Consider the following 23,356-nt stretch of genomic DNA (forward strand, 5'->3'; position numbering starts at 1 on the left):
AAAAAGCCGCCACGGCCAGGGCCGGGCGGCTTTTCAACATGCGGACGGCTTAAACGACGGCGCCGTCGGTCTCGTCTTTTTCCTTGATCGGCTTGATCAGGTCTTCGCGCTTCACACCCAGCCACATGGCGATGGCGGCGGCCACGAACACCGACGAATAGATACCGAACAGAATACCGATGGTCAGCGCGACGGCGAAGTAATGCAGGGCCTGGCCGCCGAAGAACAGCATCGACAGCACCATCATCTCGGTACAACCGTGGGTGATGATGGTACGCGAGATGGTGCTGGTGATCGCGTGGTCGATGACCTCGGTCACGCTCATCTTGCGCTGCTTGCGGAAGGTTTCGCGGATCCGGTCGAAGATCACGACCGATTCGTTGACGGAGTAGCCCAGCACCGCCAGCACCGCCGCCAGCACGGTCAGCGAGAACTCCCACTGGAAGAAGGCGAAGAAGCCGAGAATGATCACGACGTCGTGCAGGTTGGCGATGATCGCCGCCACCGCGAACTTCCACTCGAAGCGCACGGCCAGGTAGATCACCACGCCGATCACCACCATGATCAGCGCGTTCAGGCCGTTCTGGGCCAGCTCGTCGCCGACCGACGGGCCGACGAACTCGACGCGCTGCAGGTGCACCGCTTCGGCGCCGGCCGCGTTGACGCAGGTGTTGCGGCTGACGGTCTCGCCCTTCTCGGTGGTCTGCTGGATCTGCTTGGTCGTGCCGTTCTCGGCCGTGCACAGTGCGTTGAACACCGTGGTCGAGGCGGTCGCGCCCGGCAGATCCTTGCGGATCGGCAGGCGCAGCAGGACATCCTGGGCGGTACCGAAAGGCGTCGCTTCCGGATGTTCGTAGCCGGCCTTTTCCAGGGTACTGCGAATCTTCTCCAGGTCGGCCGCATGCGGATAACGCAGCTCCATGGTCGTGCCGCCGGTGAATTCCACCGAGAAGTGCAGCGGGCGGGTCACCAGGAAGAACACCGCGGCGACGAAGGTCAGCGCCGAAATCACGTTGAAGATCAACGCATGGCGCATGAACGGGATGTCCCGTTTAATCTTGAAAAATTCCATGTCTTTCCTCGCTGCTTATTTCTTGGCTGCGGACTTGGCGCCCGCCGCCGTGATGCCCGGTTCCCAGACGGTACCGATGGCGATCTTGCCCAGCTTCTTCTTGCGGCCGTACCACAGGTTCACCACGCCGCGCGAAAGGAACACGGCCGAGAACATCGAGGTCAGGATGCCCAGGCAGTGCACGACCGCGAAGCCGCGCACCGCGCCCGAGCCGAATATCAGCAGGGCCAGGCCGACGATCAGGGTGGTCACGTTCGAGTCGAGAATGGTCGCCCAGGCGTGGCTGAAGCCGGCCGCGATCGCCGCTTGCGGCGTGTTACCCGCACGCAGTTCCTCGCGGATGCGCTCGTTGATCAGCACGTTGGCGTCGATCGCCATACCCAGCGCCAGCGCGATTGCGGCGATGCCCGGCAGGGTCAGCGTGACCTGCATCATGGACAGCAAGCTCAGCAGGAACAGCAGGTTGCAGGCCAGCGCCACCACGCTGAAGAAGCCGAACAGCTGGTAGTAGACGATCATGAAGACCGCGATCGCCACGAAGCCCCACAGGGTCGAATGCAGACCCTTGGAGATGTTCTCCGCGCCCAGCTGCGGGCCGACCACGCGTTCCTCGATGAAATCCGTCGGCGCCGCCATCGCGCCGGCTTTCAGCAGCAGGGCCAGCTCGGCGGCTTCCTGCGGGCTGCGCATGCCGGTGGTCTGGAAGTTCGCGCCGAATTCGCTCTGGATGGTCGCGACCTGCAGCACGGTGTACTTGCCCTTTTCCTTCAGCAGCGCGACCATGCGCTTGCCGACGCGCTCGCGGGTCATGGCGCGCATCTTGCGGCCGCCTTCGGCGTTCAGCTCGATGCTCACGGCCGGGCGCTGGTTCTGGTCGAAGCTGGCCGTGGCGCTGATGATCGATTCACCGGTCACCACCACGTCCTTCGACACCACCACCGGCACATCCCGGCCCTGGGTGAACAGTTCCGAATTCAGCGGGATCGCGGCGGTCAGTTCGGTGCCCGGGGTGATCGTGTCGTCGGTCACGCGGTATTCGAGGGTTGCGGTACGGCCGATGATGTCCTTGGCGTGGGCGACATCCTGCACGCCCGGCAGCTGCACCACGATGCGGTCGCGGCCCTGCTGCTGGATCACCGGCTCGGTGGTGCCGAGTTCATTGATGCGCTTGCCCAGGGTGCTGATGTTCTGCTTGACGCCATCGTCCACCGCTTTCTGCAGTGCTTCCGGCTTCAGGGTCAGGACCAGCTTCAGGTCGGTGCCGTCGGCGGTTTCGGCAAAGTTCAGGTCGGGATTCTGGTTGGCCAGCACGGAACGTGCCTTGGCGCGGGTCTCGGCGTCGCGGAAGCGGATCTCGACGCGGTTGCCGACGCGATCGATGCCGGCGTGGCGCACGTTCTGGTCGCGCAGCAGCTGGCGGGCCGAGGTCTGGATGCTCTTGACGCGGGTTTCCTCGACCGCCTTGGTGTCGACCTGCAGCAGGAAGTGCACGCCGCCGCGCAGGTCCAGGCCCAGGTTCATCGCCTGCGCGCCCAGCTTCTGCATCCACATCGGGGTGTTCTTCGCCAGGCCGACGGTGACGATGTAGTCAGGGTCGGCCGGGTCGCGGTTGAGGTCGCGTTCGAGGGCCAGCTTGGCCTTGAACTGGGCGTCGGTGCTGGTAAAGCGCGCACGCACGGCGCTGGTGTCGCCAGAACCTTCCAGGCTCACGGTCTCGGCCGGGAGGCCGTCGCGCTTGAGTGCCTCGACAACCTGGGTGACGGTACCGCTGTTGACCTTGACCGTCGCTTTCGAGGTCGTGATCTGCAGCGCCGGCGAGTCGACAAAGTAGTTCGGCGCCGTGTACAGCAGGCCGAGCAGCACTGCTGCCAGGATCAGTATGTACTTCCAGAGGGGGTAGCGATTCATGATAGGGGCCGTGCGGCGGGTTAAGGAGTTACAGGGCCTTCAGCGTGCCCTTCGGCAGCAGGGTGGTGACGGCGTTCTTCTGCACCACGATTTCGGTACCTGCGGCCACTTCGATGGTGACATAGGCTTCGGCGACTTTGGACACGCGGCCCAGGACGCCACCGATGGTGATCACTTCGTCGCCTTTGGCCAGTGCGTCCATCATGGACTTCAGCTCTTTCTGACGCTTTTGCTGCGGACGGATCATGATGAAATACATGACCACGAACATGATGATGATCGGGGCAAACGTCGTCAGGCTACCCATCAGGCCAGGATCGGCGGCGCCGGCAGCGGTTTGGGCGTAAGCGTTGGAAATGAACACAAGGACTCCGATTATAAGAATGTGAAAAAACAAGCGCTGTATTCTAGCACCCGCAAACTGTCAACAACCAGTTTTGGGGCATGTGGGAGCGCGATGCTTGATTGCAAGACGTTGCAGGAAAATTAATGCTGCTGGCGTGGACACGGGGTGTCCACCCTACGAATAGCCACGACACGTAGGGTGGGCACACCGTGCCCACGATGCATAAAATTACACGCCGCGGGCGCGGTCGGCATTGAACTGCAGGCGGAACTCGTGGAAGCGGTCGGCATCGATCGCATCGCGGATTTCCTGCATCAGGTTCAGGTAGTAGTGCAGGTTGTGGATGGTGTTCAGGCGCGCACCCAGGATCTCTTTCGAGCGGTGCAGGTGGTGCAGGTAGGCGCGCGAGAAGTTCTTGCAGCAATAGCAGGTGCAGGATTCGTCCAGCGGCGCCGTGTCGTCTTTATAACGCGCGTTCTTGATCTTGAGGTCGCCGAAGCGGGTGAACAGCCAGCCATTGCGCGCGTTACGGGTCGGCATCACGCAGTCGAACATGTCGACGCCGTTGGCCACGCCCGCCACCAGGTCTTCCGGGGTGCCGACGCCCATCAGGTAGTGCGGTTTGTTTTCCGGCAGGCGCGGGCCGACGTGCTCGAGGATGCGCATCATGTCCTCTTTCGGCTCGCCGACCGACAGGCCGCCGATCGCCAGGCCCGGGAAATCGATGTCTTCCAGACCCGCCAGCGATTCGTCGCGCAGGCGCTCGTACATGCCGCCCTGGACGATGCCGAACAGCGCGTTCGGGTTCTCGCCGCGATTGAACTCGTTCATCGAGCGCTGGGCCCAGCGCAGCGACATGCGCATCGACTTGGCGGCCTCTTCGCTGGTGGCCGGGCGGCCGTCGATTTCATACGGCGTGCACTCGTCGAACTGCATCACGATGTCCGAGTTCAGCGAGCGCTGGATCTGCATCGAGATTTCCGGCGACAGGAACTGGCGCGAACCGTCGATCGGCGAGGCGAACTTGACGCCCTCTTCCGTGATCTTGCGCATCGCGCCCAGCGAAAACACCTGGAAGCCGCCGGAGTCGGTCAGGATCGGCTTGTCCCAGCCCATGAAGCCGTGCAGGCCGCCGAACTTGTCCATGACCTCGGTGCCCGGACGCAGCCACAGGTGGAAGGTATTGCCGAGGATGATCTGCGAACCGACTTCCTTCAGTTCCGTCGGGTCCATCGCCTTGACGGAACCGTAGGTCCCGACCGGCATGAAGATCGGCGTTTCGATGGTGCCGTGGTTGAGTTTCAAACGGCCGCGGCGCGCGTGCGACAGGCCGCTGGTGTCTTTTTTGAGAAGGGTAAATTCCAGCATCGGTATCAATCTTTACGGGTGAGCAGCATCGCGTCGCCATAGCTGAAGAAGCGGTATTCGCTGGCGATCGCGTGGGCATAGGCCTTGCGGATCTCGTCGTAGCCGGCAAAGGCCGAGACCAGCATCATCAGGGTCGACTTGGGCAGGTGGAAGTTCGTAATCAGGCGGGTCACGGTCTTGAACTGGTAGCCCGGGGTGATGAACAGGCGGGTGTCGCCGCTGCCGGCTTCGAGCTGGCCCGACTGCGACGCCGATTCCAGCGCCCGCAGCGAGGTCGTGCCGACCGCCACCACGTCGCGGCCCGCGGCCTGGGCGGCGCGCACCGCATCCACGGTCTCCTGGGCGATCGTGTACCACTCGCTGTGCATGTTGTGCTCGGCCAGGTTCTCGACGCGCACCGGCTGGAAGGTGCCGGCGCCCACGTGCAGGGTGACGTAGGCGATCTTCACCCCCTTCGCTGCCAGTTTATCGAGCAGCGGCTGGTCGAAGTGCAGGCCGGCGGTCGGCGCGGCGACCGCACCCGGCTCCTTCGAATAGACGGTCTGGTAACGCTGCTCGTCGAATTCGTCGGCGTCGTGGGCGATGTAGGGCGGCAGCGGCAGGCGGCCGTGGGCCTCGATCAGGTCGAACACATCGCCTTCGAAATGCAGGGTGAAGAACTCGCCGGCGCGCTCGCCGGTGGTGACGTCGAAGGCGTCGGCCAGGCGGATGCGGTTGCCCGGCTTGGGCGACTTCGACGCGCGGACCTGCGCCAGCACGGTGCGGTTGTCGAGCACGCGCTCGACCAGCACCTCGACCTGGCCGCCGGATTCCTTCTGGCCGAAGAAGCGCGCCTTCAGCACGCGGGTATTGTTCATCACCAGCACATCGCCGGCCTGGAGCTGGTCGAGGATGTCGGCAAAATGGCGGTCGGCGATCTGGTCGCCGTCCAGCTGCAGCAGGCGCGAGGCGCTGCGGTCCGGCAGCGGCACCTGCGCAATGCGCGCTTCCGGCAGGTCGAAATCGAAATCGGAGAGGGAGTAGATTCTGCTCATGATGGGAAAACAGTGCCAGGAGCCTTACAATATAAGCTCAAGCGTATGCGGCGAACCCTCTATTTTACACCAGCCTTTATGCCCGCAACCAAAGACAAAGCCGCGGACCAAGCCCCGGCCAAAGCCGCCGCCAAGCCAAAAGCCAAAGCAGCAACGCCGGTCCAGAAGACCATCGAGAGCAAACTCGCCAGGCTCGGCCTGCGCACCGACATGGACCTGGTGCTGCATCTGCCGATGCGCTACGAGGACGAAACCGAGATCGTGCCGGTGCGCGAGGCCTGCCTGCGCGGCGGCCACGTGTCGCAGGTCGAAGGCATCGTGACCAAGAATGAAATCACGTATAAACCGCGCAAGCAGCTGCTGGTAACGCTGGCCGACGACACCTCGGACATCCAGCTGCGTTTCATGAATTTCTACGGCAGCCAGGTCAAGCAGCTGGCGGAAGGCACCCGCGTGCGGGCGCGCGGCGAGGTGCGCCACGGCTTCTTCGGCGCCGAAATGGTCCACCCCGTTTATAAAATCGTCAACGAGGGCGCGCCGCTGCCGACCTCCCTGACCCCGGTGTACCCGGCCGGCGAAGGCCTGTCGCAGACCGTGCTGCGGCGCGCGATCGCGGACGCCATGAAACGGGTCGACTGGACCGACACCGTGCCGCGCGCGGTGCGCGAAAAACTGTCGCTGGCCGAGTTCCAGCCGGCCGTGCGCCTGCTGCACTACCCGCCGCCGGACGTCGACGAGAACGCGCTGATCGAAAAGACCCACCCGGCCTGGACCCGGGTGAAATTCGACGAGCTGCTTGCCCAGCAGCTGTCCTTGAAACGCGCCCAGCAGGCGCGCCGCGAAAAGGGGGCGCCGCAGCTGGGTACCGTCGGCGCTCTGTCCGAAGCGTTTTTGCAGGCGCTGCCGTTCAAGCTGACCAATGCCCAGGCGCGCGTAGTCGAGGAAATCAGCAAGGACCTGCGCGAAGGCTACCCGATGCAGCGCCTGCTGCAGGGCGACGTCGGCAGCGGCAAGACCGTGGTCGCGGCGCTGGCCGCCGCCCAGGCCATCGACAGCGGCTACCAGGCGGCGCTGATGGCGCCGACCGAGATCCTGGCCGAGCAGCACTTCCGCAAGATCGCGGCCTGGATGGAACCGCTGGGCGTGAAGGTCGCCTGGCTGACCGGCAGCCTGAAAAAGAAGGAAAAGCAGGCTGCCAGCGAGATGGCGGAGACCGGCGCAGCCAACCTGGTGATCGGCACCCACGCCCTGATCCAGGACTCGGTGCAGTTCGCAAAGCTCGGCCTGGTGCTGGTCGACGAACAGCACCGCTTCGGCGTCGGCCAGCGCCTCACGCTGCGCAACAAGGGCAGCGACGGCCTGGTGCCGCACCAGTTGATGATGTCGGCCACGCCGATCCCGCGCACGCTGGCGATGACCTACTACGCCGACCTGGAGGTGTCCGTCATCGACGAACTGCCGCCGGGCCGCACGCCCATCGTCACGCGCGCCATCGACCAGAACCGGCGCGACGAGGTGATCGAGCGCGTGCACGCCGCCGCGCTCGAAGGCCGCCAGGTCTACTGGGTGTGTCCGTTGATCGAAGAGTCGGAAGCGCTGCAGCTGCAGACCGCCACCGACACCTTCGAGACCCTGGCCGCCTCCCTGCCCGACCTGGTGGTCGGCCTGGTCCACGGCCGCATGAAGCCGGCGGAAAAGCAGGTGATCATGGATGCCTTCTCGGCCGGCCACGTGCACGTGCTGGTGGCCACCACCGTGATCGAGGTCGGGGTCGACGTGCCGAACGCCTCGTTGATGGTGATCGAGCACGCCGAGCGCTTCGGCCTGTCGCAGCTGCACCAGCTGCGCGGCCGCGTGGGCCGCGGCTCGGCGGCCAGCGTCTGCCTGCTGCTATATCAGAGCCCGCTCGGCCACGTGGCCAAGCAGCGCCTGATGACGATGCGCGAGACCACGGACGGCTTCGAAATCGCGCGCCGCGACCTGGAAATCCGCGGCCCCGGCGAATTCCTCGGCGCGCGCCAGTCCGGCGAGGCCATGCTGCGCTTCGCTAACCTGGAAACCGACCAGTGGATCGTCGAACAGGCGCGCGACGTGGCGGCCTGGCTGCTGGCATCCGACAGGCCGGAAGCCGAGGCCATCGTCGATGCCCACCTGCTGCGCTGGCTGGGCGGGCGCGAGGAATTCCTCAAGGTGTAAGCAGGGCCGCTGGCCGGCCTCAGGCCGTGGTGTCCTGCTTGCTGACGTGGCCGTCGTCCTGCTTGCGCTTCTTGCTGGCCTTGTCCTTGGACTTCTTGTTCTTCGCATCGGCTTTCGCCGCCGGTTTCTCGCCTGCCTGTTTCTCGTGCGCGGCGGCGGCCCTGGCGACGGCGGGCGAAGTGCTGGAATCCGGTGTGGTGGTCTGGGATGGCGCCTGGGCAGGCGTCGCCTGGGCGAATGCGGCGCCGGCGAACAGGCAGGCGCTCAGGGTGGCGATCGTGCGTTTCATTGGCATGCTCCTCCACGTGGGCTGAGCCCCTAATGTACACCCGGCCGTCAATACGGCCTGTTCCGCGAATGCCGGCGTGCCGGCCGTGGGCCGAGCGAAGCTTATTCGGTCCTGGTCAGCTCGACGCCGTCCACCGTCATCTTCCACTTGCCGCCCTCGCGGTGCGGCGGCTTGCTGACCACGAAGGTCGAGCGGACCAGGCTGAAACCGACGTCGAAATCGTCGCCGTGGAAGCCCTGCAGGTCGATGTTGAGGTTCACGTCCTTGCCGGGCTGCTTGCGCTTGTACTCGACGTGGCCGTCCTGCTTGATGTTCAGCCGCATGTCCTTGCCCAGCCACTCTCCCACGTAGGCGGCTTTGTCGGCGGGAACCGGCACCGGGTCCGCGAAACTGGGTTGGGCTGCGCACAGGCAGGCGGCGAGCAGGATGGCGCGGCGGATCATGGGTTTCCTTTTCGGAGATGAGGGCTGCGAAAAGTATCGATGCGGCGGGCGGCAGTGTCAAACAAAACCGGATATGCATGCGGCAAAAAAAACCCGCCTGGCGACCCGGGCGGGCTTTCGTGCCTTGAAGGCGATCAGTTGGTCGTCGTGGTCGGCGCGGCGGGGGTGGTCGGCGCGGCAGGCGTTGCCGGGCTGGCCTGGACGGCAGGCGTGGCTGGTGCCACCGGGGTGTCCGAAGTTTCCGGGGTCACTGGCGTCGCGGTCGTGGTCGTGGTCGTCGTCGCGGTCGGCGTTGCCGGGGTCGCGGCGGTGGCCGGGGTAGCAGGCGTGACCGGGGTCGCAGCTTCGGTGGCGGTCGTGGTGTCGGTGGCGGTGTCGCCGTCGGTTTTCACGCTGGCCTTGGGCGCGGTCTTGTGGGCGGTCTTGGTGTGCCTGGTTTTCTTGGGCTCGGCCTTGGCAGGCTTCACGTCGGAAGATGCTGTTTCCTTGACGTCGGTCCTGGTGGCCTTGGTGTCGGTCTTGGCGACTGCGGCATGCTGGTCCGCCTTGGTGTCGCTTGCCTTGGCCTTGGTCACTTCGGCAGTGGGTACCAGCACGGCGGTCTTCGGAGCGGGCGCTTGTGCGAATGCAGCGGTGGCGAACAGGCCGGCGATCACGGTAACGATGGTTTTTTTCATGGTGGTGGTCCTCACGGTAAGCTGTCGACAAGCCCGCGTCATGCGGACCTGTCATTCGGGATGAGCGCGATTACTTGGCCGGGGTGGCGGCAGCGACGGTGGTGTCCTTGTGCTCGGCCTTGTGTTCGGCCTTGGCTGCCTTGTGTTCGGCCTTGGCTTCCTTCACATCGGCTTTCGCGGCTTCCTTGGTCGCCTTGGCATCGGCCTTGGCTTCCTTCACCTCGGTCTTGGCTGCAGCTTTGGCTTCCTTGACGTCGGCCTTGGCAGCGGCTTTGGTTTCTTTCACTTCCGCTTTTGCAGCCTGCTTTTCCTGCTTGGCTTCAGCCTTCGCCACGGCCGGGGTGGTCGCCGTCGGGGTGGTCGTTGCAGGCGTCTGTGCTGCGAATGCTGCGGTGGCGAACAGGCCGGCGATCAGGGTAGCGATGGTCTTTTGCATGATGTGGTCCTCAGTTTTGTCTCGGGGTTGTCAGTGCACGTTTGCGTGTCACTTGTCCCTGAAACGCGGACCATCGCTGCCCTGTTGACGGGCTTTACAAAGGCTTACCGTGCTGACAAATGCTTACAACTCGAGCATGTCGGCGCGGCTTCAGAAGCCGTAGCCGTGCCAGGCATCCTTGAAGTCCTTGGCGCGGGCATCGACCACTTCCGGACGGCCGCGCAGCCACTGCACCACCGCCTCGCGGTCTTCCTCGCCGGGCGAGCCGCGCTCGATGTTGGCGATCACGCCTTCGGTCTCGGTGAACGGCTCCTTGCCGCCAAAACCGCCGCCCAGCAGGCCGCGCTGCTCGAGGAAGCCGAAGAAATCGTTGATGAAGTCGTGGTAAGGCTCGCCGCGCATCGGGCTGTTGAACTTCAGTTCGATGTCGAAGCAATGCTCCTTGAACTCGCCGACGCGCTGCTTCTTGCGCTGGCGGGTGTTCAGGCGCCGCATGCGGCTGGTCGATCGTGGATCGCGTTTCATGGTTTTTCTCCTTGTTGATTGTCTGCTTCATAGTGCACGCCGATCTGGCGCCGCACTTCATCCATCACGCCCATCAGGGCCAGCGTGTCCTCGTGGGTCATGCCCGGGCTCTCGATCAGGCCCGCCTGCCAGCAGCGCTGCGCTTCGATCGCTTCGTGCACATAGCCGTTGCCCAGGAAAGGCGTGGGCACGGTGCGCGAGATGCCGTCGGCGCGCGCCACCGTCACCGTCTGGGCCCGGTGGAACATGGTGTTCATGCGCACATGCCCCTTTTCGCCGGCGATCGTCAGCTCGCTCGGCAGCCGTGCACGCAGCGAGCAGCTGCACACCGACATGCCGCCATTGACGTGGCGCAGCACGAAGCCGGTCTGCTCGTCGACGCCGGTCGGGCCGATCTCGGCTTGCGCCGCTACCGACGCGACGGGTCCGAGCAGCGCCACCGCGATCGACAGCGGATAAATGCCCAGGTCGAGCAGCGCGCCGCCGCCCAGCACCGGGTTGAACACGCGATGCTCGTGTCCGAAGTCGGCCTTGAAGCCGAGGTCCGCGATCACCTGCGTGACCTTGCCGATCTCGCCGGAGTCGACCACGCGCCGCACCTCGGCCAGCGCCGGCATGAAGCGCGTCCACATCGCCTCCATCAGGAACAGCCTTTTCGAACGCGCCAGCTGGACGAGTTCTTCGGCCTCGCTGCGGTTCATGGTAAAGGGCTTCTCGCACAGCACGCCCTTGCCGGCATTCAGGGCCAGGCGCACGTTGTCGACGTGGGCCGGGTGCGGCGTGCCGACGTAGACCAGGTCGATGTCGCCGGCCTGCGCCAGCGCCTCATACGAGCCGTAGGCCGTGCCGCCGAATTCGTCGGTGAAGGTCTTCGCACTCTCCAAGCCGCGCGAACCGACGCCGGCCAGCACGGCGTTCGGGGTGTCCTTCAGCGCGTTGGCGAAGGCCCTGGCGATCTTGCCGGTGCCGAGGATGCCCCAGCGAACCACATCAGTCATGCTTTTCCTCCTTGGGTTACCTGTCTGTCCGCCCGCTTGGGGCGAAATACGGTCTGATCGAGATAGAAAGCCTCGTCCTGCCCGCCCCACCAGCCGGGCACGCCCAGCACCGGCAGCGGCGTGAAGGCGGCGGTGTTCAAGCCCTCCACGCAGAGCTGGCCGGCCACCTGCATGTCGATCCAGGCGCGCCGGTCGTCCCACGCCAGGCCGAACCAGGCGTCCGGCGCGAACAGGACCCGCGTGTGCGCGGTGATCGCCTTGCGCGGCGCCACCAGTTTTTCCATCAGCGCGTGGCCGAACAGCCAGACCTCGGCCGTGCTTCCGGCACCGAACAAGGCCCGTTGGACGAACAGCGTGTCGTGCCACTGGTGGGCGCGCAGGCCCTCGACCAGCATGCGGCCGGCGTCGCCATCACGCACCACCAGCAGTGCGGCGTTCTCGTCGAAGATGGTGGCGGCGTCGCGCGCCGGTCCGCGCGACTTGCCCACGCCCGCGGCAGCGATTTGCGCCGCCTGCAGCGCGTTCAGCTCGCGCTTGATGAGCGGGAAGGTTTGCCACACCAGGCCATTGAAGAAGTCGTGCAGGTTCTCGCGCGTCGGCACGCAGCCGCTGGCGCCGATGAATTCCTCGTAGGCGGTGTCCGGCGGCAGGTCGGCCTGGGGCACGAAGCGGATCGGCTGGCCGCGGTGGTTCTGCAGGCCCAGCCTGGCCGCGTTGGCGTTGAAGGCGTCGATGAAGCCTTCAGTGCCGTTCGCATCCGGCGCCAGGCTGTCGAAGGCCGGGCGCACCGCGTCATACCAGGGCCGCGCCCAATCGATCTGCGCGAACATCCGCGCTTACGACATCTTCCAGTGCAGCGGCTGGCCGGCGTCGAGCGGCACCAGCTCGTGCTCGCCCATCGGCACGCTGGACGGAATCGTCCAGGTCTCGCGCTTGAGGGTCACCGTGCCTTCGTTGACCGGCAGGTCGTAGAAGGCCGGGCCGTTCAGGCTGGCGAAGGCTTCCAGTTTGTCCAGCGCGCCGGCCTGCTCGAAGGCGGTGGCGTACAGCTCCATCGCGTGCAGGGCCGTGTAGCAGCCGGCGCAGCCGCAGGCGCTTTCCTTGGCGTGCACCGCGTGCGGCGCCGAGTCGGTGCCGAGGAAGAAGCGCTCGTCGCCGCTGGCGGCGGCGGTCAGCAGCGCCAGGCGGTGTTCTTCGCGCTTGAGCACCGGCAGGCAGTAATAGTGCGGATTGATGCCGCCCTTGAAGATCTCGTTGCGGTTGTACAGCAGGTGGTGCGCGGTGATAGTGGCGGCGATCGGGCCTTCGGCTTCGGCCACGTACTGGGCGGCGTCGCGGGTGGTGATGTGCTCGAACACGATCTTCAGTTCCGGGAAGTCGCGGCGCAGCGGGCGCATCACGCGCTCGATGAACACGGCTTCGCGATCGAACAGGTCGATGTCGTGGTTCGTGACTTCGCCGTGCACCAGCAGCGGCATGTCCAGTTCCTGCATCACCTCGAGCGTCTTGTAGCACTTGCGCAGGTCGGTCACGCCGGCCGCCGAGTTGGTGGTGGCGCCGGCCGGATACAGTTTTACGGCGTGGATGAAGCCGGTGTCCTGGGCGCGGCGGATTTCGTCCGGGTCCGTGTTGTCGGTCAGGTACAGGGTCATCAGCGGCTCAAACGACATCCCTGCCGGCAGTGCGGCCAGGATGCGGTCGCGGTAGGCGGCGGCGTCCGCCGCGGTGGTGACCGGCGGCTTCAGGTTCGGCATGACGATGGCGCGGGCGAACTGGCGCGCGGTGTGCGGCAGCACGCTGGCCATGTGCGCGCCGTCGCGCAGGTGCAGGTGCCAATCGTCGGGGCGGATGAGGGTGATGGTGTCGGGGAATTCGATGATGGACATGGCGGCTCTCGGATTGCGAACCGCGACATTTTACCTTCAGCCCTCGATCCGGACACGCGTCACGCTTCCGCCAGCCGTATATTTCCTTACGGAATCGCGATAATTCATATAGATGATATGGTTGACACGTATGAATTCGCGGCGTAGGATGATTTCACGGTCCACATCGAACCGACCGGACAAAGGAGACGAAGATGATTCATTTTGTGGTGCACGAAGAGGGCGACTCGGTGGGAACGGTCGTGGTCGAGGGCGTCAAATCCGGCGCCTCGCTGAACGGCTGGATCATGGAGCAGGACCAGGTGGTGGAAATGCGCACGGCCAGCGATATTCCGATCGGCCACAAGATCGCGCTGAAGCCGCTGGCGGTCGGCGACACCGTGTTCAAGTACGGCGTCGACATCGGCAAGGTGGTGGCCCCGATCGCGGCCGGCGAACACCTGCACGTCCAGAACGTCAAGACCAAGCGCTGGTAAGCCACCCCACCATTGAACCGAACGGAGACAAGCAAATGATCACCCAGGACACCACCTTCCTCGGCTACCGCCGCGAAAACGGCCGCGTCGGCGTGCGCAACCACGTCATCGTGCTGCCGGTGGACGACATCTCGAATGCCGCCGCCGAGGCCGTGGCCAACAACATCAAGGGCACCATGGCCCTGCCGCACCCCTACGGCCGCCTGCAGTTCGGCGCCGACCTGGAGCTGCACTTCCGCACCCTGATCGGCACCGGGTCGAATCCGAACGTGGCCGCCGTGGTGGTGATCGGCATCGAGCCGCAGTGGACCCAATTGATCGTCGACGGCATCGCCAAAACCGGCAAGCCGGTGCAGGGCTTCGCGATCGAGGGCCATGGCGACCACGACACGATCATGCGTGCCTCGAAGGCGGCCCGCGAGCTGGTGCAGTGGGCTTCCGAAAAGCAGCGCGAAACCTGCGCGATCGGTGAACTGTGGGTGTCGACCAAATGCGGCGAATCGGACACCACCTCCGGCTGCGGCGCCAACCCGACCGTCGGCAACGCCTTCGACAAGCTGTACGACCTGGGCGCGACCCTGTTGTTCGGCGAGACCTCGGAGCTGACCGGCGGCGAACACCTGGTGGCGGCGCGCTGCACCACGCCGGACGTGAAGGAAAAGTTCATGACGACCTTCAACAAGTACCAGGACATGATCAACCGCTACAAGACCTCCGACCTGTCGGACTCGCAGCCGACCAAGGGGAATATTGCCGGCGGCCTGACGACGATCGAGGAAAAAGCGCTCGGCAACATCCAGAAGATCGGCAAGCGCTGCCAGGTGCACGGCGTGCTCGACAAGGCCGAAGCGCCGACCGGTCCCGGCTTGTGGTTCATGGACTCATCGTCCGCCGCGGCGGAGATGGTGACCCTGTGCGCGGCCGCCGGCTATGCGGTGCACTTCTTCCCCACCGGCCAGGGTAACGTGATCGGCAACCCGATCGTCCCGGTGATCAAGATTTGCGCGAATCCGAAGACTGTCCGCACCATGGCCGAGCACATCGACGTCGACACGTCGGGCTTGCTGCAACGCGAGATCAACATGGACGGCGCCGGTGACAAGCTCCTCGAATGCATGCTGCGCACCGCGAACGGCCGCATGACCGCGGCGGAAGCGCTGGGACACAGGGAGTTCGTGCTGACGCGCCTGTACGAAAGCGCGTAAGGCCCCGTTTGGCCATCGCCGCTGCCGGCAGTGCCGGGAGCGGCGTTGGCGATTCCGTGATCGCAGCAAGCCATGCCCAGACTAATCCTTCCGGAACTCACCGACCTCGCCGCCGCTGCGCTGTTGCGCGCCGGCGCCAACACCGTCATGGCCGGGGTCACCGCGCGCGCCCTGGTCGCGGCCGAAGCGCAGGGCCTGGCTTCGCACGGCCTGTCGCGCGTGCCGCAATACTGCAGCCACCTGCGCAACGGCCGCGTCGACGGCAACGCACAGCCGCGCCTCGTGGCCGCACGGCCGGCGGCCCTGCTGGTGGACGCCGGCCATGGACTGGCCTTCCCGGCCTGCGAGCTGGCGCTGGCGGAAGCGATCCGCGCCGCGCGGTCCAGTGGCGCCGCGTTTGCCGGCGTGACCAACAGCCACCACTTCGGGGCCGCCGCCGTGCACCTCGAACCGGTAGCCGCCGCCGGCATGGTCGGGCTGGCGTTCGGCAACTCGCCGGCGGCGATGCCGGCCTGGGGCGGCAAGCGTGCGCTGTTCGGCACCAATCCGATCGCGGCGATCTTCCCGCGCCGCGCCGCCCCACCGCTGGTGATCGACCTGGCGCTGTCCGAGGCAGCGCGCGGCAAACTGATGGTGGCGGCTCGCGAAGGCCAGCCGATTCCGGCAGGCTGGGCGCTCGACCGGAACGGCAAGCCCACCACCGATCCGCGCGCCGGCCTGGACGGGATGATGCTGCCGATGGGCGGCGTCAAGGGGGCGATGCTGGCGCTCGTTGTTGAGCTATTATGTTGTGCGCTGACGGGTGCGGCGTTCGGCTTCGAGGCCGATTCGTTTTTTGCGGACGAGGGCAAGCGGCCGCGCATCGGCCAGGCCTTCCTGGTGGTGGACACCGCCGCGCTGGCGGGCCGCGATGTGTTCCATGAGCGGATCGAGACCCTGATCGCTGCGATGCTGGCGGACGAAGACGTGCGCCTGCCCGGCGCGCGCAGGCACGGGCTGGCCCGGCTTGCGCAGGAACAGGGCATCGAGGTGTCGGCCGTCCTGCTCGATCAGTTGGCATCCTTGTAGAAAGGTTCGATGGCGTTCGGATTCGACACGATCGCGCTGCTGGCGCTGATCGTCATGTTTGCATACACCGTGTTTGGCCTGACCGGGTTTGGCTCGTCGATCACGGCCATGCCGCTGCTGGTGCAGCTCATTCCCCTCAAGGTGGCGGTGCCGTTGATGCTGGTCTACGACCTGACATCGGGGTTGCTGCTCGGCCTGAAAAACCTGAAGGTGATCGAACGCCGCGAAGTCCTGCGCCTGCTGCCTTTCATGCTGGCCGGGATGGGCCTCGGCGTATTCGCCCTGGTGCGCGCGCCGGAGCGCGTCCTGCTGCTGGTGCTGGGCATCTTCATTCTCTGCTATTCGGCCTGGAGCCTGCTGCTGCGGCGTACGCCGCAGCCGTTCGGCGCCGGCTGGGCCCTGCCCTTCGGCGTGGTCGGCGGCATGTTCACGGCCATGTTCGGCACTGGTGGGCCGTTCTATACGATCTACCTGACGCGCCGCGTGCAGGACAAGCTGGTGCTGCGCGCCACGATCAGCGGCGTGATCTTCTTCAGCGGCGCGGCACGTCTGGCGCTATTTTCGAGCGCGGGCCTGTACCACGATCGCAGCCTGCTGCTGCTGGCGGCGATCCTGTTCCCGTTCGCGATGGGCGGCTTGTGGCTCGGCAGCCACCTGCACAGCCGCCTGCCGGCGGCGCGGGTGGTGCAGGCGATCTGGGGCGTCCTCATCATCGGCGGTATCAGCCTGATATTGCGTAATGCCTGAGCCTTGCACGTAAACGGAAAAGGCGAAGGGCGCCACTCCGCCCTTCGCCCCATCAAGGATTCGCCCCGGATTCAGGCAAGGATTTGCGGCGCCCCCTGAACCGGCCGCGCAAGCCCTTTCTCGTCCTCGACCACCGGCACGATCTCGCCGCTCAACACGCCGCGCGCCGTCACCAGGTCGATCTCGCCTTCCCAGCGCGCCACCACCAGCGCAGCGACCGCGTTGCCGAGCAAGTTGGTGAGTGCACGGATCTCGTTCATCAGGCGGTCCACGCCGATCACCAGCGCAATGCCGGCCACCGGCACGATGTGGGTCGAGCCGAGCGTCGCCGCCAGTGCCACCAGCGCCGCGCCGGCCACGCCCGCACCACCCTTCGAGGTCAGCATCAGGATCGCCAGCAGGCCGAGCTGCTGCCACAGGCTCAGATCGATGTTCAGCGCCTGGGCAATGAACAGCGAAGTCATGGTGAGGTAGATCGCGGCACCGTCCAGGTTGAACGAGTATCCGGTCGGCACCACCATCCCGACCACCGAGCGCGCCACACCCAGGCGTTCGAGCTTGAGCATCAGCTGCGGCAGCACGGATTCGGTGCTGGCCGTGCCCAGCACGATGAAGATCTCTTCACGCAGGTACTTGATCAGCTTCCACAGCGAGACCCCGGCCAGACGCGCCATCGAACCCAGCACGACGCCGATGAACATGATGGTGGTGGCGTAATAGCAGGCGATGAGCAAGGCCAGCTGCTGCAGCGTGCCGATGCCGAATTTGCCGACCGTGAAGGCCATCGCGCCGAACGCGCCGATCGGCGCCAGCTTCATCACGATGCAGACGATGCCAAGCAAGGCCTTGCCGAATTCGTCGATCATCTCGCGCGCCTTGTAGCCACGCTCGCCCAGCATCGACAGGCTGACACCGAACAGCACCGAGAACAGCAGCACCTGCAGCAGGTTACCCTTGGCGAAGGCGTCGACCACCGAGGACGGGATGATCCCGACCAGGAACTGGACCGTGGTCTGCGGATGGGCCTTGTCGGCGATGGCCGCCACCGCGCTCTGGTCGAGCGAGGCGATGTCGGCATTGATGCCGGCGCCCGGCTGCACCACGTTGGCAACCACCAGGCCGATGAGCATCGCCACCGTGGTCACGACCTCGAAGTACAGGACGGCCTTGCCGCCCACGCGTCCGACCTTCTTCAAGCTCTCCATGCCGGCGATGCCGGAGACGATGGTGCAGAAGATGACGGGGGTGATCACCATCTTGATACCGTTGATGAAGGCGTCGCCGAATGGCTTCAGGTCGACGGCGATGGCCGGATAAAAATGGCCGACTGCGACGCCGGCGATAAGTGCCACCACGACCTGGAAATACAGACTGCGAAAAAGCGAGCTTCTCATGTTCTCCTCCTGATACTGCTCTGATTGAGTCCGTGCGGCTGTCGCCATCTCGGGATCCGCTCTGTGGCGGGCACGGGGAACGCAGGTCGGCCGTTAATGCGGGCAGCCGCCCGCTCGATGATGTCTGGTACTGATGTGGGTTCAGCCGGGATGGGGCGGTACGAAACAGCGCATGTTCGTCTCCTCATGGTGGGCCTCTGGGGCCGTGAAAGTCATGCTAACGCAGCGTTTCATCGAATGTCAAATAGATCATCTATATCATTTATAAATGGGAATCACCTCTTTCCATGGTTAAACAATAGCGCTGACAAAGCGGTTGATGATGTAGCCGCCGCTCATCAGGAACAGGAACAGCACGCTCGCCAGCAGGATCGGCTTGGCACCCGCCTGCCGCACCGCACCGGCGTGGGTACGCAGGCCAAGGGCGGCCATGGCCATCGCGAGCAGCACGGTGTCGACCTGCAGGATGGCCGCCACCACGCCGGCCGGCAGCAGGTGCAGCGAGTTCAGGCCGCTGGCGGCGATGAACAGCAGCGCGAACCATGGGATCGTGATGCGGCGCTGGGATTCGCCGTCGCTGGCATCGACGCGGCTGCTGAGGATCACCAGGAAAGGGGCCAGCATCATCACGCGCAGCATCTTTTCGATCACGGCGCTGGACGCCGCGGCTTCGCTGACCGCACGCCCGGCCACCACCACTTGCGCGACTTCGTGGATGGTGGAGCCGGCATACAGGCCGTAAGCGGTCTCGGACAGCTGGAGGTAGGGATACAGCAGCGGATAGACGAACATGCCGATTGTGCCGAAGATGACGACAGTGGCCACTGCCACCGACACCTTGTGGGCCTGGCCACGCACCACCGGTTCGGTCGCCATGACGGCGGCGGCGCCGCAGATCGAGCTGCCGGCACCGATCAGCATCGCCGTCTGGCGGTCGAGGCCGAACACCCGGGTACCGAGCTGCACCGCCAGGGTAAAGGTGGCGCCGATGATCAGGACGTCGATCAGGATGCCGGCCCAGCCGATATGGGCGATGTCCTGGAAGGTGATGCGAAAACCGTACAGCACGATTCCCAGCCGCAGTAGGCGGGTCTTGGCAAATTCGACCCCATCGGCGCTGAACGGGGCGATGCGCGGAAAGACAGTATTGCCGAGTGCGATGCCCAGCACGATGGCGAGGGTGAGCGCGCTGACGCCAAGACCCTGCACGGCCGGCAGGCCGGCTCCCCAGATCGCGACGGCAGCGATCAGCGCCGCCAGTGCCAGGCCATGGCCATATCGGGTGGAGCGGCTGTTTGGGTAAAGCATGTATTCCTCCTATGTTGTTCAACACAGGCTACCCGCCCCCTATTCATTATAAAAACGAGTTATATTGATATGATTAATCAGTAGAACTGATAAGCAATGTTGCATACCACTCTAAGACAAGTCGAAGTCTTCGTCGCTACTGCGCAAAAAGGCAGCGTTACCCAGGCGGCCGCTGCGATCGGCATGACGCAATCGGCTGCCAGCATGGCGCTGGCCGACTTCGAGCGCCAGCTCGGCTCCCTGCTATTCGATCGGATCGGCCGGCGCCTTGCCCTCAACGAGAACGGACGCATGCTGTATCCGAAGGCGGTCGAGATGATCGAGCGCGCCCAGGAGATCGAGGGTCTGTTCGACGGCGACGGCCGTGCGGTCAACCTGCGGCTGGGCGCGAGTTCCACCATCGGCAATTACCTGCTGCCGCGCCTGATCGGGCAGCTCCGCACGCAACGGCCCGGCAGCCGGATCCAGCTCGAGGTCGGCAACACCCAGCAGGTGATCAATTCGCTGCTGAATTTCGAGATCGACGTCGGCTTCGTCGAGGGACCGTGCATGCATGCGGACGTCGAGGCCATCGCCTGGCGCGAGGATAGGCTGGCGGTCTGCACCCGGCTGGACGATCCGCTGGCACGGCCGGGCGGCGCCAGCATCGACACCCTGCGCCAGGCCGAATGGATCCTGCGCGAGCGCGGCTCCGGCACGCGCGAGGTGGTCGAACAGTTGTTGACCAGCCAGTTGGGCGATATCCGTCTGGCGATGGAGCTGGGGGGCACCGAGGCGATCAAGCGCGCGGTCGAGGCCGGGATCGGCATTTCCTGCCTCTCGCTTACCGCCCTGGCCGGCGCGATTGAGCGCGGCAACCTGGTGGCGATCGAAACACCCTTCCTGAAGCTCACACGCTCGCTGCACATCCTGCTGCACAAACAGAAGTACCGCACTGCCGGCATCGAGGCGCTGCTGGCGCTGTGCGGCACAGATCGCGCACGGCCCTTATTCAATTAGATGATGTGCATGAATTCAAGCCGAAGCGTGCGCCTTGCGGTATGATCCCTTTATCGGCACAGCCAATTTCAGCGCACACATCGCCTCTACATCATGGACCAAGTCTTCCGCTCCGACGTCGCCCTCGGCATGCCTCTCTACCGGGAGGTCAAGCACAAGATCATGGAGGCGCTGCGCGACGGTGAATGGAAGCCGGGCGAGCCGGTTCCGGCCGAGAAGCGCCTGTGCGAACGCTTCGGCGTCAGCGTCGGCACACTGCGCAAGGCCGTGGACGAGCTCACCGCCGAGAACATCCTGATCCGCCACCAGGGTCGCGGCACCTTCGTCGCCTCGCACAGCCAGGACCGCTACATGTTCGGCTTCTTCCACATCTGCCCGAAGACCGGGCAGAAGGAATATCCGAAGGTCGAGTTCATCCGCCTGTCGCGCGAGAAGGTCGACGCCGACGGCGCCAAGCGGCTGGGCGTCGCGCGCGGCGCCAAGGTGGTGCGTATCCTGAACCGTCTTGGCCTGGGCGGGCGGGCCGTCATCGTCGACGAGATTTTCCTGCCGGAGCGGTTCTTCGCCGGGATGAGTGAAGAACAGGTGCGCGAGCGCCGCACCACGCTCTACCAACTGTACCAGGACGAGTTCGACGTGGCCGTGCTGCGCACCGAGGAGCGTCTGGACGCGGTCGGCGCCAGTGCCGATGTGGCCGCCCTGCTCGGCATCGCCGAGGACACCCCGCTGCTGCACATCGTGCGCCGCGCCATGACCTTCCGCGACGAAGTGGTCGAGCTGCGCCACTCGTATGTCCTGACCGACAACCACGAGTACTTTGCGCACGAGGAAAGCACCCTCCGTACCCCGGGCGAATGATCGCCTGCCGGCGCCGCAGTGCTAGCATATGGATTTTCTGAAGCCAACGGGGGGAACCCGCACATGCAGTACACGGTCGCACAGGATATCCGCTCGATCCAGGAAATCGCCGCGGTTCCCACCATCCTCGAAACGGTTGCCGCCATCACCGGCCTGGGTTTCGTCGGCATCGCGCGCGTCACGCTGAACAGCTGGCATGCCTGCGCGGTGCTGGACAAGCTGAATTTCGGCCTCAAAGTCGGCGCCGAACTGGACGTCACGACGACCCTGTGCGAGGAAGTGCGCGACACCCGCAAGGCGATCATCATCGACCATGTGAGCGCCAGCGCTACTTATTGCAATCATCACACCCCGCGCATTTATGGCTTCGAGAGCTACATCTCGATCCCGATCTTCCGTCAGGATGGCAGCTATTTCGGCACCCTGTGCGGGCTCGATCCGAAGCCGGCCAAGCTGTCGACCCCGGCGATCACCTCCAGCATGACCCTGTTCGCCCAACTGATCTCGCTGCAGATGGAAGCCGACGCGCAGTTGACCGACACCCGCGGCCTGCTGGCCGACGAACGTGACACCGCAGAACTGCGCGAGCAGCTCATCGCCGTACTCGGACACGACCTGCGCGCGCCGCTCGACTCGATTGCGATGGCGGTGGAAGTCGGCAAGCGCAAGCAGCCCGACAGCGCGATGCGGGCCCTGCTCGACCATATCGGACGCAGCGCAGACCGCATTTCCTCCCTAGTCGACAACGTGGTCGACTTCACGCACGGCCGCATGGGCGGCGACATCGACGTCGAGCTACGGCGCGAGGACGAGCTGCACCTGGTTTTCGGGGAGGTCATCGAGGTCATGCGCAGCCTCTACCCCGAACATCGTATCGACGCGCAGCTGCAGCCCGTGCCCGGCCTGTTGTGCGACAGCGACCGGATGCGGCAAATGCTGTCGAACCTGCTCAACAACGCGCTGGTGCACGGCGACCCGCTGCGCCCCGTGCGCGTCTGCGTCGGCGAGGAAAACGGCGTGTTCCAGCTGACGGTCACGAATGCCGGCCCGCGGATCCCGGACGAGGTCAAGCGCCAGCTGTTCAAGCCGTTCTGGCGCGGCGCCGCGAAGGTGACCCATGAAGGCCTGGGCCTGGGACTGTTCATCGTGTCCGAGATCGCGCGGGCGCATGGCGGCAGCATCGAAGTGCTCACTTCGGACGCGGCGACCTCTTTCATTTACAAGGTACGCCGGCTGGACCTTGCCGCGCTTGGTGCTTGATCAGTGAATGATCCGCGCGAGGAATTCGCGCGCCCGTTCCGACTTCGGCGCGTTGAAGAACGCGTCCTTGCTGCTTTCCTCGACGATGCGGCCCTGGTCCATGAACAGGATGCGGTCGGCCACCCGGCGCGCAAAGCCCATCTCGTGGGTCACCACCATCATCGTCATGCCGTCCTGGGCCAGGCCCGTCATCACGTCCAGCACCTCGCCCACCATCTCCGGGTCGAGCGCGGAGGTCGGCTCGTCGAACAGCATCGCAACCGGGTCCATCGCCAGCGCCCGCGCGATCGCCACCCGCTGCTGCTGGCCGCCCGAGAGCTGGTTGGGGAATTTGTCCTGGTGCGCCAGCAGGCCGACCCGCTCCAGGTATTTGAGGCCGTTGGCGGTGGCTTCGTCGCGCGAGCGCTTCAGCACCTTCACCTGCGCCAGATTCAGGTTGTCGCGCACGGACAGGTGCGGGAACAGCTCGAAGTTCTGGAACACTATGCCGATCTTCGCGCGCAGCGCCGGCAGGCGGGTGGCCGGGTCGCCGACCGCGGTGCCGTCGACGCGGATGCTGCCCTGCTGGAAGGGTTCGAGGCCATTGACGGTCTTGATCAGGGTCGACTTGCCGGAACCGGAGGGGCCGCACACGACCACGACGTCGCCGCGTTCGACCCGCGTGCTGCAGTCGGCGAGCACCTGGAAGCTGCCGTACCACTTGCTGACATTGTCTATTTCAATCATGTGCTTATGTGCGTGTTGTATGCGTTTGAGCGTGCTTGACAGCACCATCCGCCCCTAGGATACTGCGGAACTTGTCAAGATATCAGTACCAATTGGCATGTCGGACAAAACCACGCGTATTTTGACCGATCAGCCCC

At 65.1% G+C, this 23,356-nt stretch carries 24 protein-coding genes; 8 read left to right on the top strand and 16 right to left on the bottom strand.

All coding sequences use genetic code 11. The features are described 5' to 3' along the window. Positions 1-49: 49 nt before the first annotated feature. The 5 genes from secF to queA form a co-directional block, all read right to left on the bottom strand. Positions 50-1,072, bottom strand: a complete 1,023-nt coding sequence (gene secF, locus NX782_RS24380) for a protein translocase subunit SecF (protein WP_258848092.1) — start codon at positions 1,070-1,072, stop codon at positions 50-52. 15 nt (positions 1,073-1,087) lie between these two features. Continuing rightward, complete coding sequence (gene secD / locus NX782_RS24385) at positions 1,088-2,980, bottom strand: protein translocase subunit SecD (protein WP_258848093.1); 1,893 nt, start codon at positions 2,978-2,980, stop codon at positions 1,088-1,090. Positions 2,981-3,008: 28 nt separating this feature from the next. Continuing rightward, positions 3,009-3,344, bottom strand: coding sequence for a preprotein translocase subunit YajC (gene yajC, locus NX782_RS24390; protein WP_258848094.1), 336 nt, complete (start codon positions 3,342-3,344; stop codon positions 3,009-3,011). Between the two features lie 210 nt (positions 3,345-3,554). Beyond that, positions 3,555-4,694 carry a tRNA guanosine(34) transglycosylase Tgt gene (gene tgt / locus NX782_RS24395; protein WP_258848095.1) on the bottom strand — a complete coding sequence of 380 codons (1,140 nt, stop codon included), beginning with the start codon at positions 4,692-4,694 and terminating at the stop codon, positions 3,555-3,557. Between the two features lie 5 nt (positions 4,695-4,699). Next, a complete protein-coding gene (gene queA / locus NX782_RS24400; protein WP_258848132.1) occupies positions 4,700-5,719 on the bottom strand; it encodes a tRNA preQ1(34) S-adenosylmethionine ribosyltransferase-isomerase QueA in 1,020 nt (339 codons plus the stop codon). 87 nt (positions 5,720-5,806) lie between these two features. On the opposite strand from queA, the gene recG reads away from it, so the two are divergent. After that, positions 5,807-7,924 (top strand): ATP-dependent DNA helicase RecG, encoded by a 2,118-nt coding sequence (gene recG / locus NX782_RS24405; RefSeq protein WP_370661836.1) that lies wholly within the window; start codon positions 5,807-5,809, stop codon positions 7,922-7,924. A 19-nt stretch (positions 7,925-7,943) separates the two neighbouring features. Here recG and NX782_RS24410 read toward each other — a convergent pair whose 3' ends face one another. The 8 genes from NX782_RS24410 to pyrC form a co-directional block, all read right to left on the bottom strand. Then, on the bottom strand, positions 7,944-8,213 hold the full coding sequence (locus NX782_RS24410) for a hypothetical protein (protein WP_258848097.1): 270 nt from the start codon (positions 8,211-8,213) through the stop codon (positions 7,944-7,946). Positions 8,214-8,314: 101 nt separating this feature from the next. Next, positions 8,315-8,656, bottom strand: coding sequence for a hypothetical protein (locus NX782_RS24415; RefSeq protein WP_258848098.1), 342 nt, complete (start codon positions 8,654-8,656; stop codon positions 8,315-8,317). Positions 8,657-8,790: 134 nt separating this feature from the next. Further along, on the bottom strand, positions 8,791-9,333 hold the full coding sequence (locus NX782_RS24420; protein ID WP_258848099.1) for a hypothetical protein: 543 nt from the start codon (positions 9,331-9,333) through the stop codon (positions 8,791-8,793). Positions 9,334-9,403: 70 nt separating this feature from the next. After that, positions 9,404-9,769 (bottom strand): hypothetical protein, encoded by a 366-nt coding sequence (locus tag NX782_RS24425; protein WP_258848100.1) that lies wholly within the window; start codon positions 9,767-9,769, stop codon positions 9,404-9,406. Between the two features lie 150 nt (positions 9,770-9,919). Beyond that, positions 9,920-10,294 carry a 50S ribosome-binding protein YggL gene (locus NX782_RS24430; RefSeq protein WP_258848101.1) on the bottom strand — a complete coding sequence of 125 codons (375 nt, stop codon included), beginning with the start codon at positions 10,292-10,294 and terminating at the stop codon, positions 9,920-9,922. Beyond that, positions 10,291-11,292 (bottom strand): Gfo/Idh/MocA family protein, encoded by a 1,002-nt coding sequence (locus NX782_RS24435; RefSeq protein ID WP_258848102.1) that lies wholly within the window; start codon positions 11,290-11,292, stop codon positions 10,291-10,293. Before NX782_RS24435 ends, NX782_RS24430 begins: the two co-directional genes overlap by 4 nt. Beyond that, complete coding sequence (locus tag NX782_RS24440; protein ID WP_258848103.1) at positions 11,289-12,122, bottom strand: DUF3025 domain-containing protein; 834 nt, start codon at positions 12,120-12,122, stop codon at positions 11,289-11,291. Before NX782_RS24440 ends, NX782_RS24435 begins: the two co-directional genes overlap by 4 nt. A gap of 6 nt (positions 12,123-12,128) precedes the next feature. Further along, complete coding sequence (pyrC, locus tag NX782_RS24445) at positions 12,129-13,178, bottom strand: dihydroorotase (protein ID WP_258848104.1); 1,050 nt, start codon at positions 13,176-13,178, stop codon at positions 12,129-12,131. A gap of 194 nt (positions 13,179-13,372) precedes the next feature. Here pyrC and NX782_RS24450 point away from each other — a divergent pair, with 194 nt between their 5' ends. The 4 genes from NX782_RS24450 to NX782_RS24465 all read left to right on the top strand — a co-directional run bounded on the left by NX782_RS24450 (position 13,373) and on the right by NX782_RS24465 (position 16,674). Then, entirely contained in the window at positions 13,373-13,654 is a 282-nt protein-coding gene (locus NX782_RS24450) for a UxaA family hydrolase (RefSeq protein ID WP_258848105.1), read from the top strand. A gap of 35 nt (positions 13,655-13,689) precedes the next feature. After that, on the top strand, positions 13,690-14,859 hold the full coding sequence (locus tag NX782_RS24455; protein WP_258848106.1) for a UxaA family hydrolase: 1,170 nt from the start codon (positions 13,690-13,692) through the stop codon (positions 14,857-14,859). A 72-nt stretch (positions 14,860-14,931) separates the two neighbouring features. Then, positions 14,932-15,927, top strand: coding sequence for an Ldh family oxidoreductase (locus NX782_RS24460; protein ID WP_258848107.1), 996 nt, complete (start codon positions 14,932-14,934; stop codon positions 15,925-15,927). Positions 15,928-15,936: 9 nt separating this feature from the next. After that, a complete protein-coding gene (locus tag NX782_RS24465) occupies positions 15,937-16,674 on the top strand; it encodes a sulfite exporter TauE/SafE family protein (protein WP_258848108.1) in 738 nt (245 codons plus the stop codon). Between the two features lie 71 nt (positions 16,675-16,745). Here the strand turns inward: NX782_RS24465 and dctA are convergent, their stop codons facing one another. Together dctA and NX782_RS24475 are read right to left on the bottom strand one after the other, a co-directional pair. Then, positions 16,746-18,068, bottom strand: a complete 1,323-nt coding sequence (gene dctA, locus NX782_RS24470; RefSeq protein WP_258848109.1) for a C4-dicarboxylate transporter DctA — start codon at positions 18,066-18,068, stop codon at positions 16,746-16,748. A gap of 291 nt (positions 18,069-18,359) precedes the next feature. Then, positions 18,360-19,376, bottom strand: a complete 1,017-nt coding sequence (locus tag NX782_RS24475; RefSeq protein WP_258848110.1) for a YeiH family protein — start codon at positions 19,374-19,376, stop codon at positions 18,360-18,362. A gap of 96 nt (positions 19,377-19,472) precedes the next feature. On the opposite strand from NX782_RS24475, the gene NX782_RS24480 reads away from it, so the two are divergent. The 3 genes from NX782_RS24480 to NX782_RS24490 all read left to right on the top strand — a co-directional run bounded on the left by NX782_RS24480 (position 19,473) and on the right by NX782_RS24490 (position 22,493). Continuing rightward, positions 19,473-20,375 (top strand): LysR family transcriptional regulator, encoded by a 903-nt coding sequence (locus tag NX782_RS24480; protein ID WP_258848111.1) that lies wholly within the window; start codon positions 19,473-19,475, stop codon positions 20,373-20,375. Positions 20,376-20,468: 93 nt separating this feature from the next. Further along, positions 20,469-21,233: a GntR family transcriptional regulator gene (locus NX782_RS24485; RefSeq protein WP_258848112.1), complete on the top strand. Its 765-nt coding sequence runs from the start codon at positions 20,469-20,471 to the stop codon at positions 21,231-21,233. A 63-nt stretch (positions 21,234-21,296) separates the two neighbouring features. Continuing rightward, on the top strand, positions 21,297-22,493 hold the full coding sequence (locus NX782_RS24490; protein ID WP_258848113.1) for a sensor histidine kinase: 1,197 nt from the start codon (positions 21,297-21,299) through the stop codon (positions 22,491-22,493). Here the strand turns inward: NX782_RS24490 and NX782_RS24495 are convergent, their stop codons facing one another. After that, positions 22,494-23,219: an amino acid ABC transporter ATP-binding protein gene (locus NX782_RS24495; RefSeq protein ID WP_258848114.1), complete on the bottom strand. Its 726-nt coding sequence runs from the start codon at positions 23,217-23,219 to the stop codon at positions 22,494-22,496. It abuts the gene before it with no gap. Positions 23,220-23,356: the final 137 nt, after the last annotated feature.

Origin of the sequence: Massilia norwichensis (assembly GCF_024753245.1) — a bacterium.
GTDB classification, from domain to species: Bacteria; Pseudomonadota; Gammaproteobacteria; order Burkholderiales; family Burkholderiaceae_D; genus Telluria; species Telluria norwichensis.

Coding starts and splice junctions, on each gene's coding strand:
- secF (WP_258848092.1), bottom strand. CDS start 1,072: ATGGAATTTTTCAAGATTAAACGGGACATCCCGTTCATGCGCCATGCG.
- secD (WP_258848093.1), bottom strand. CDS start 2,980: ATGAATCGCTACCCCCTCTGGAAGTACATACTGATCCTGGCAGCAGTG.
- tgt (WP_258848095.1), bottom strand. CDS start 4,694: ATGCTGGAATTTACCCTTCTCAAAAAAGACACCAGCGGCCTGTCGCAC.
- recG (WP_370661836.1), top strand. CDS start 5,807: ATGCCCGCAACCAAAGACAAAGCCGCGGACCAAGCCCCGGCCAAAGCC.
- NX782_RS24410 (WP_258848097.1), bottom strand. CDS start 8,213: ATGAAACGCACGATCGCCACCCTGAGCGCCTGCCTGTTCGCCGGCGCC.
- NX782_RS24415 (WP_258848098.1), bottom strand. CDS start 8,656: ATGATCCGCCGCGCCATCCTGCTCGCCGCCTGCCTGTGCGCAGCCCAA.
- NX782_RS24420 (WP_258848099.1), bottom strand. CDS start 9,333: ATGAAAAAAACCATCGTTACCGTGATCGCCGGCCTGTTCGCCACCGCT.
- NX782_RS24425 (WP_258848100.1), bottom strand. CDS start 9,769: ATGCAAAAGACCATCGCTACCCTGATCGCCGGCCTGTTCGCCACCGCA.
- NX782_RS24430 (WP_258848101.1), bottom strand. CDS start 10,294: ATGAAACGCGATCCACGATCGACCAGCCGCATGCGGCGCCTGAACACC.
- NX782_RS24435 (WP_258848102.1), bottom strand. CDS start 11,292: ATGACTGATGTGGTTCGCTGGGGCATCCTCGGCACCGGCAAGATCGCC.
- NX782_RS24440 (WP_258848103.1), bottom strand. CDS start 12,122: ATGTTCGCGCAGATCGATTGGGCGCGGCCCTGGTATGACGCGGTGCGC.
- pyrC (WP_258848104.1), bottom strand. CDS start 13,178: ATGTCCATCATCGAATTCCCCGACACCATCACCCTCATCCGCCCCGAC.
- NX782_RS24450 (WP_258848105.1), top strand. CDS start 13,373: ATGATTCATTTTGTGGTGCACGAAGAGGGCGACTCGGTGGGAACGGTC.
- NX782_RS24455 (WP_258848106.1), top strand. CDS start 13,690: ATGATCACCCAGGACACCACCTTCCTCGGCTACCGCCGCGAAAACGGC.
- NX782_RS24460 (WP_258848107.1), top strand. CDS start 14,932: ATGCCCAGACTAATCCTTCCGGAACTCACCGACCTCGCCGCCGCTGCG.
- NX782_RS24465 (WP_258848108.1), top strand. CDS start 15,937: ATGGCGTTCGGATTCGACACGATCGCGCTGCTGGCGCTGATCGTCATG.
- dctA (WP_258848109.1), bottom strand. CDS start 18,068: ATGAGAAGCTCGCTTTTTCGCAGTCTGTATTTCCAGGTCGTGGTGGCA.
- NX782_RS24475 (WP_258848110.1), bottom strand. CDS start 19,376: ATGCTTTACCCAAACAGCCGCTCCACCCGATATGGCCATGGCCTGGCA.
- NX782_RS24480 (WP_258848111.1), top strand. CDS start 19,473: ATGTTGCATACCACTCTAAGACAAGTCGAAGTCTTCGTCGCTACTGCG.
- NX782_RS24485 (WP_258848112.1), top strand. CDS start 20,469: ATGGACCAAGTCTTCCGCTCCGACGTCGCCCTCGGCATGCCTCTCTAC.
- NX782_RS24490 (WP_258848113.1), top strand. CDS start 21,297: ATGCAGTACACGGTCGCACAGGATATCCGCTCGATCCAGGAAATCGCC.
- NX782_RS24495 (WP_258848114.1), bottom strand. CDS start 23,219: ATGATTGAAATAGACAATGTCAGCAAGTGGTACGGCAGCTTCCAGGTG.